Annotated in this window: 2 protein-coding genes and 1 pseudogene; all 3 read left to right on the forward strand. The window is 68.7% G+C overall.

The features are described from left to right. Positions 1-512: 512 nt before the first annotated feature. The gene (gene rpoB / locus D476_RS0106955; RefSeq protein WP_017623233.1) at positions 513-3,980 is read left to right on the forward strand and encodes a DNA-directed RNA polymerase subunit beta; all 3,468 of its coding nucleotides are present in this window, start codon (positions 513-515) and stop codon (positions 3,978-3,980) included. Positions 3,981-4,014: 34 nt separating this feature from the next. Next, positions 4,015-7,890 carry a DNA-directed RNA polymerase subunit beta' gene (locus D476_RS0106960; RefSeq protein ID WP_017623234.1) on the forward strand — a complete coding sequence of 1,292 codons (3,876 nt, stop codon included), beginning with the start codon at positions 4,015-4,017 and terminating at the stop codon, positions 7,888-7,890. Positions 7,891-8,072: 182 nt separating this feature from the next. Continuing rightward, positions 8,073-8,312: pseudogene (locus D476_RS0106965) on the forward strand (hypothetical protein); the annotation flags it as partial.

Here is an 8,312-nt window from a genome sequence, read left to right on the forward strand (position 1 = left end):
CGGGGCCGCCGCGCCATGGGGGAGGCCGTCCCGGAATTCCGGGGCGGCCTTCCTCGTTGGGCGGGGGCGCCGCCGTGCCGCCCGCCCGTTCCACCCGCGTTCGACCGACCCTTGGAACAAGGTCTCCTTCCCCGATGTCTCATCGCTCACACCCGCCGTGTCCTGTGGGACCTCTCACGGGCGTCCGGCGAGGCCGGGAAGGCCCTCCGGGCTTGACGGATCCGCCTGAGGGAGCGATGCTGCGTGGTGTCGTGACTGACTCCGGGGGATGCGGTTGGACAGCGGTGTAGTATTCGGCTACACTGCCCTTTTGCGCTGCCCTTTGACGACCCCTGTGCCGGTGTCCGTGCGTTCCGCGCCCTGATCACCCGTGGTCTCGGCCCATCGACTGCACGTGCCACCTCGACGGCGGAGGCCACCGGGAGCCCCGGAGGCTTCCCCCATCGAACAACGACCCGGGTCGTCCGGCGTGCGCGCGCATCAACCGCCACAAGCCTTCGGAAGGACCCCTGTTGGCAGCCTCGCGCAACGCCTCCGCTAACGCCCTTGGTCCGAACCGCGTTTCGTTCGCCCGTATCAACGAACCGCTCGAGGTCCCCGACCTTCTCGCGCTGCAGACCGAGTCCTTCGACTGGCTGCTCGGAAACGAGAAGTGGCGCGCCCGAGTCGAGGCCGCCCTCGAGGCGGGTCGCAAGGACGTTCCGGAGCAGTCCGGTCTCGAAGAGATCTTCGAGGAGATCAGTCCGATCGAGGACTTCTCGGGCACGATGTCGCTGTCGTTCCGCGACCATCGGTTCGAGCCGCCCAAGTACTCCGAAGAGGAGTGCAAGGACAAGGACATGACGTACTCCGCGCCCATGTTCGTCACCGCGGAGTTCATCAACAACGACACCGGCGAGATCAAGAGCCAGACGGTCTTCATGGGCGACTTCCCGCTCATGACCGTCAAGGGCACCTTCATCATCAACGGCACCGAGCGGGTCGTCGTCTCGCAGCTGGTCCGGTCCCCGGGCGTGTACTTCGACCGCCAGGTCGACAAGACCTCGGACAAGGACCTGTTCGGCTGCAAGGTCATCCCGTCCCGCGGCGCGTGGCTGGAGTTCGAGGTCGACAAGCGCGACTTCGTCGGCGTCCGCATCGACCGCAAGCGCAAGCAGGCCGTCACCGTGCTGCTCAAGGCGCTGGGCTGGACCACCGACCAGATCCTGGAGCGCTTCGGCCACTACGAGTCCATCCGCAACACGCTGGAGAAGGACCCCACGGCCGGCACCGACGACGCGCTGCTGGACATCTACCGCAAGCTGCGCCCGGGCGAGCCCCCGACGAAGGAGTCGGCCCAGGCGCTGCTGGAGAACCTGTACTTCAACCCCAAGCGCTACGACCTGGCCAAGGTCGGCCGCTACAAGATCAACAAGAAGCTCGGGCTGGAGACGGACTTCACCCAGGGCACCCTGACCGAGGACGACATCGTCGCCACCGTCGACTACCTGGTCCGGCTGCACGCCGGCGAGGAGTCGATGGACACCGCGATCGGCGAGCGCCCGATCGAGACCGACGACATCGACCACTTCGGCAACCGGCGGCTGCGCACGGTCGGCGAGCTCATCCAGAACCAGGTCCGGCTGGGCCTGGCCCGCATGGAGCGCGTCGTCCGCGAGCGCATGACCACCCAGGACGTCGAGGCGATCACGCCGCAGACGCTGATCAACATCCGGCCGGTCGTCGCCTCCATCAAGGAGTTCTTCGGCACCAGCCAGCTGTCCCAGTTCATGGACCAGACCAACCCGCTGGCCGGGCTGACCCACAAGCGCCGCCTGTCGGCGCTGGGGCCGGGCGGTCTGTCCCGTGAGCGCGCGGGCTTCGAGGTCCGCGACGTGCACCCGTCGCACTACGGCCGCATGTGCCCCATCGAGACCCCGGAAGGCCCGAACATCGGCCTGATCGGCTCGCTGGCCGGGTACGGGCGGGTCAACTCCTTCGGGTTCGTCGAGACGCCCTACCGCAGGGTCGAGGGCGGGCGCGTCACCGAGGAGGTGGTCTACCTGACCGCCGACGAGGAGGACCGCTACGTCATCGCCCAGGCCAACACCCCGGTCGCGGCCGACGGCACCTTCACCGACGAGCGGGTGCTCGCCCGCACCAAGGGCGGCGAGTTCGAGGCGGTCGTGCCGGACGAGGTGTCCTTCATGGACGTCTCCCCGCGCCAGATGGTCTCCGTGGCCACCGCGATGATCCCGTTCCTGGAGCACGACGACGCCAACCGCGCGCTGATGGGGTCCAACATGCAGCGCCAGGCGGTGCCGCTGCTGCGCGCCGAGGCGCCCATGGTCGGCACCGGCATGGAGTACCGCGCCGCCACCGACGCCGGCGACGTGGTGCTGGCCGAGAAGGCCGGCGTGGTCGAGGACGTCACCGCCGACTACATCACCGTCATGGCCGACGACGGCGGCCGCAAGACCTACCGGCTGGGCAAGTTCCGCCGCTCCAACCAGGGCACCTGCTTCAACCAGCGGCCCGTGGTCGACGAGGGCGTCCGGGTCGAGGAGGGCCAGGTCCTGGCCGACGGCCCCTCCACCGACCAGGGCGAGATGTCGCTGGGCAAGAACCTGCTCGTGGCGTACATGTCCTGGGAGGGCCACAACTACGAGGACGCCATCGTGCTGTCCCAGCGGCTGGTCCAGGACGACGTCATGTCCTCGATCCACATCGAGGAGCACGAGGTCGACGCCCGCGACACCAAGCTCGGCCCGGAGGAGATCACCCGCGAGATCCCCAACGTCAGCGAGGAGGTCCTCGCCGACCTGGACGACCGCGGCATCATCCGGATCGGCGCCGAGGTCGTCGACGGCGACATCCTGGTCGGCAAGGTGACCCCCAAGGGCGAGACCGAGCTGACCCCGGAGGAGCGCCTGCTGCGCGCCATCTTCGGCGAGAAGGCCCGCGAGGTCCGCGACACCTCCCTGAAGGTGCCGCACGGCGAGTCCGGCAAGGTCATCGGCGTGCGCGTGTTCAGCCGCGAGGAGGGCGACGAGCTGCCGCCCGGCGTCAACGAGCTGGTCCGCGTCTACGTGGCGCAGAAGCGCAAGATCACCGACGGCGACAAGCTGGCCGGCCGCCACGGCAACAAGGGCGTCATCGCCAAGATCCTGCCGCAGGAGGACATGCCGTTCATGGAGGACGGCACCCCGGTCGACATCGTGCTCAACCCGCTGGGCGTGCCCGGCCGGATGAACGTCGGCCAGATCATGGAGATCCACCTGGGCTGGCTGGCGGCCAACGGCTGGCAGGTCGACGACGGGCCGGAGGAGTGGAAGCAGCGGCTGCGCGCCATCGGCACCGGAGAGGTGCCGCCCGGCAGCACCGTGGCCACCCCGGTCTTCGACGGCCTGCGCGAGGACGAGATCACCGGCCTGCTGCAGTCGGTGCTGCCCAACCCCGACGGCGACCGGCTGATCAACGCCGACGGCAAGGCGTGGCTGTTCGACGGCCGCACCGGCGAGCCGTTCGACGAGCCGATCGCGGTGGGCTACACCTACTTCCTGAAGCTGCACCACCTGGTGGACGACAAGATCCACGCCCGCTCCACGGGCCCGTACTCGATGATCACCCAGCAGCCGCTGGGTGGAAAGGCGCAGTTCGGCGGCCAGCGCTTCGGCGAGATGGAGGTCTGGGCCCTGGAGGCCTACGGCGCCGCCTACGCGCTGCAGGAGCTGCTCACCATCAAGTCCGACGACGTCCTGGGCCGTGTGAAGGTCTACGAGGCCATCGTCAAGGGCGAGAACATCCCGGAGCCCGGCATCCCCGAGTCCTTCAAGGTCCTCATCAAGGAGATGCAGTCGCTCTGCCTGAACGTGGAGGTTCTGTCCAGTGACGGTATGTCCATCGAGATGCGCGACACCGACGAGGACGTCTTCCGTGCTGCGGAAGAACTGGGAATCGACCTGGGTCGGCGGGAGCCGAGCAGCGTCGAAGAGGTCTGACTTCCGCAAGCTTCGAGAGCAGGGGACGAATTAAGTGCTCGACGTCAATTTCTTCGACGAGCTGCGCATCGGCCTGGCCACGGCCGACGACATCCGCCAGTGGTCGCACGGTGAGGTCAAGAAGCCGGAGACGATCAACTACCGCACCCTGAAGCCGGAGAAGGACGGGCTCTTCTGCGAGAAGATCTTCGGCCCGACCCGGGACTGGGAGTGCTACTGCGGCAAGTACAAGCGCGTCCGGTTCAAGGGCATCATCTGCGAGCGCTGCGGTGTCGAGGTCACCCGGGCCAAGGTGCGCCGTGAGCGCATGGGCCACATCGAGCTGGCCGCTCCCGTGACCCACATCTGGTACTTCAAGGGCGTTCCCAGCCGCCTGGGCTACCTGCTGGACCTGGCCCCCAAGGACCTCGAGAAGATCATCTACTTCGCCGCCTACATGGTGACGTGGGTGGACAACGAGGCCCGCGAGCGCGACCTGCCCTCGCTGGAGGCGCAGGTCTCGGTCGAGCGCCGGCACATGGAGCAGCGGCGCGACTCCCAGGTCGAGGAGCGCCACAAGAAGCTCGAGGCCGACCTGGCCGAGCTGGAGGACCAGGGCGCCAAGGGCGACGCGCGGCGCAAGGTCCGCGAGTCGGCCGAGCGCGAGATGCGCCAGATCCGCGACCGGGTGCAGCGCGAGATCGACCGCCTCGACGAGGTCTGGAACCGCTTCAAGGGCCTGAAGGTCCAGGACCTCGAGGGCGACGAGATGCTCTACCGCGAGATGCGGGACCGCTTCGGCAAGTACTTCCGCGGCGGCATGGGCGCCCAGGCCATCCAGGAGCGCCTGGCCAACTTCGACCTCGACGCCGAGGCCGAGAAGCTGCGCGAGACCATCCGCAGCGGCAAGGGCCAGAAGAAGGCCCGCGCCCTGAAGCGGCTCAAGGTCGTCTCGGCGTTCCTGAACACCCGCAACAGCCCCATGGGCATGGTGCTCGACTGCGTCCCGGTGATCCCGCCGGACCTGCGCCCCATGGTCCAGCTGGACGGCGGCCGGTTCGCCACCTCCGACCTGAACGACCTGTACCGCCGGGTCATCAACCGGAACAACCGGCTCAAGCGCCTGCTCGACCTGGGCGCGCCCGAGATCATCGTCAACAACGAGAAGCGGATGCTGCAGGAGGCCGTCGACGCGCTGTTCGACAACGGGCGCCGCGGCCGCCCGGTCACCGGGCCGGGCAACCGCCCGCTGAAGTCGCTGTCCGACATGCTCAAGGGCAAGCAGGGCCGGTTCCGCCAGAACCTGCTGGGCAAGCGCGTCGACTACTCCGGCCGTTCGGTCATCGTCGTCGGCCCCACGCTCAAACTGCACCAGTGCGGCCTGCCCAAGCAGATGGCGCTGGAGCTGTTCAAGCCGTTCGTGATGAAGCGCCTGGTCGACCTGAACCACGCGCAGAACATCAAGAGCGCCAAGCGCATGGTGGAGCGGTCCCGCCCGGTCGTGTGGGACGTGCTGGAAGAGGTCATCACCGAGCACCCGGTGCTGCTCAACCGCGCGCCCACGCTGCACCGCCTGGGCATCCAGGCCTTCGAGCCGCAGCTGGTCGAGGGCAAGGCCATCCAGATCCACCCGCTGGTGTGCACCGCCTTCAACGCCGACTTCGACGGCGACCAGATGGCGGTCCACCTGCCGCTGTCCGCCGAGGCCCAGGCCGAGGCGCGGCTGCTGATGCTGGCCACCAACAACATCCTCAAGCCGTCCGACGGCAAGCCGGTGACCATGCCCACCCAGGACATGATCATCGGGCTGTACTACCTGACCACCCTCAAGGAGGGCGGCCGGGGCGAGGGCCGGGCCTACAGCAGCCCGTCCGAGGCGATCATGGCCTACGACGGCGGCGAGCTGGACATCCAGGCGAAGATCCGGCTGCGGGTCCCGGGCGACGTGGTGCCGCCGAGCGAGTGGGAGGCCCCCGAGGGGCACGTGGCCGGCGAGCCCTACATGCTCGAGACCACCCTGGGCCGGTACCTGTTCAACGAGACCACCCCGACGGACTACCCGTTCGTCAACTACCAGGTGGGCAAGAAGCAGGTCTCGGCACTGGTCAACGAGCTGGCCGAGAACTACCCCAAGGTCCAGGTGGCCACCACGCTGGACGCGTTCAAGGACGCCGGGTACAAGTGGGCGACCCGCTCGGGCCTGACCATCGGCATCGGGGACGTCCTCACGCCGCCGCGCAAGGACGAGATCATGGAGTCCTACGAGCGCTACGCGGACAAGATCCAGCGCGAGTACGACCGCGGCCTGATCACCGACGACGAGCGGCGCCAGGAGCTCACCGAGAACTGGACCAAGGCGACCAACGACGTCGCCAAGGAGATGGAGGACAACTTCCCCTCCGACAACCCGGTGTGGATGATGGTCCAGTCGGGCGCCCGGGGCAACCCGATGCAGGTCCGCCAGATCGCCGGTATCCGCGGTCTGGTCTCCAACACCAAGGGTGAGACCATCCCGCGGCCGATCAAGGCCTCCTACCGCGAGGGCCTGTCGGTGCTGGAGTACTTCATCTCCACCCACGGCCAGCGCAAGGGCCTGGCGGACACGGCGCTGCGCACCGCCGACTCCGGGTACCTCACCCGGCGCCTGGTGGACGTGGCCCAGGACGTCATCGTCCGCGAGGTGGACTGCGGCACCGACCGCTCGCTCTGGCACGAGGTCGGCGAGAGGAACGCCGCCGGAACCGTGGTGCGCAAGCACAACGTGGAGAACACCGGCTTCGGCCGCACCATCGCCGAGGACGTGGTGGTCGACGGCGAGGTGCTGCTGCCCGCGGGCACCGACACCTCCGAGGGCGTGCTCGACACGCTGGTCGCGGCCGGGGTGGAGCGGGTGCGCGTGCGCTCGTCGCTCACCTGCGAGGCCAAGATCGGCGTGTGCAGCTCCTGCTACGGCCGCTCGATGGCCACCGGCAAGCCGGTGGACGTCGGCGAGGCCATCGGCATCATCGCCGCCCAGTCGATCGGTGAGCCCGGCACCCAGCTGACCATGCGGACCTTCCACATGGGCGGTTCGGCCGGCCAGGACATCACCCACGGTCTGCCGCGTGTGACCGAGCTCTTCGAGGCCCGCATCCCCAAGGGTGTGGCGCCCATCGCCGAGCTCGACGGCCGGATCCGCATCGAGGAGACGGAGAAGAGCCGCAAGATCGTCCTGATCCCCAATGACGGCTCGGACGAGATCTCCTACCCGGTGCCCATGCGCGCCCAGCTCCTGGTGGAGGAGGGCTCGCAGGTCAAGGTGGGCCAGCAGCTCATCCAGGGTGCGATCAACCCGCACGAGGTGCTCCGCATCCAGGGGCCGCGCGCGGTGCAGCAGCACCTGGTCAACGAGGTGCAGGAGGTCTACAAGTCGCAGGGTGTCTCGATCCACGACAAGCACATCGAGATCATCGTGCGGCAGATGCTCAAGCGGGTGAACATCCTGGAGTCGGGCGACACCGAGCTGCTGCCCGGCGAGATGGTGGACCGGCCCAAGTTCGAGTCGGTGAACCGCCAGGTCGTGGCCGAAGGCGGCCAGCCGGCCGCCGGGCGCCCGGTGCTGCTGGGCATCACCAAGGCCTCGCTGGCCACCGAGTCGTGGCTGTCGGCGGCCTCCTTCCAGGAGACCACCCGGGTGCTCACCGAGAACGCCATCCACGGCAAGAGCGACCCGCTGGTCGGCCTCAAGGAGAACGTCATCATCGGTAAGCTCATCCCGGCCGGTACCGGAATGCCGCAGTACCGCAACGTCCGGGTCGAGCCGACCGAGGAGGCCAAGGCCTCCATGTACTCGGTCTCGGGCTACGAGGAGCCCAGCGAGTACACGTTCGGCCAGGGCTCCGGTGAGGCGGTGCCGCTGGAGGAGTACGACTTCGGGCCCTACAACCGGTAGGGCCGTCTCCCGCCGAGGCGGGACGGAGTTCGGAGAGATCGGTTGACCGATCCGGTGACGGCGGTGGCCCATCCCGTGCGGGGTGGGCTGCCGCCGTTCGCTGTGTCCGGTGGGCCCACGCGGTCCGCGCGGACCTGTCAGGGGAGTCGAGCGCTCATGCGCGGTCGGGAGAACGAGGACCAGTGACGGACAACGGGGGAGAGCGGCACCGGCCGCCCGACGAGGACCCTCGGCCCGCGGACGACGCGGGTTCGTGGTTCCAGCCCAGCGGCGACCGGTACCGCACCCAGTCCCAGTACCAGGACCCCTATGAGGAGGAGGGCGGCGCGGGGGAGGCCCCGGCGCCGGAGGGGCCCGCCGGCCCCGCCTGGCCGACCGGGGGCCACCCGGGCGCCGGCGGATACCCGGGCACCGGCGGGGAC

The organism is Nocardiopsis chromatogenes YIM 90109 (genome assembly GCF_000341185.1).
GTDB lineage: Bacteria > Actinomycetota > Actinomycetes > Streptosporangiales > Streptosporangiaceae > Nocardiopsis_A > Nocardiopsis_A chromatogenes.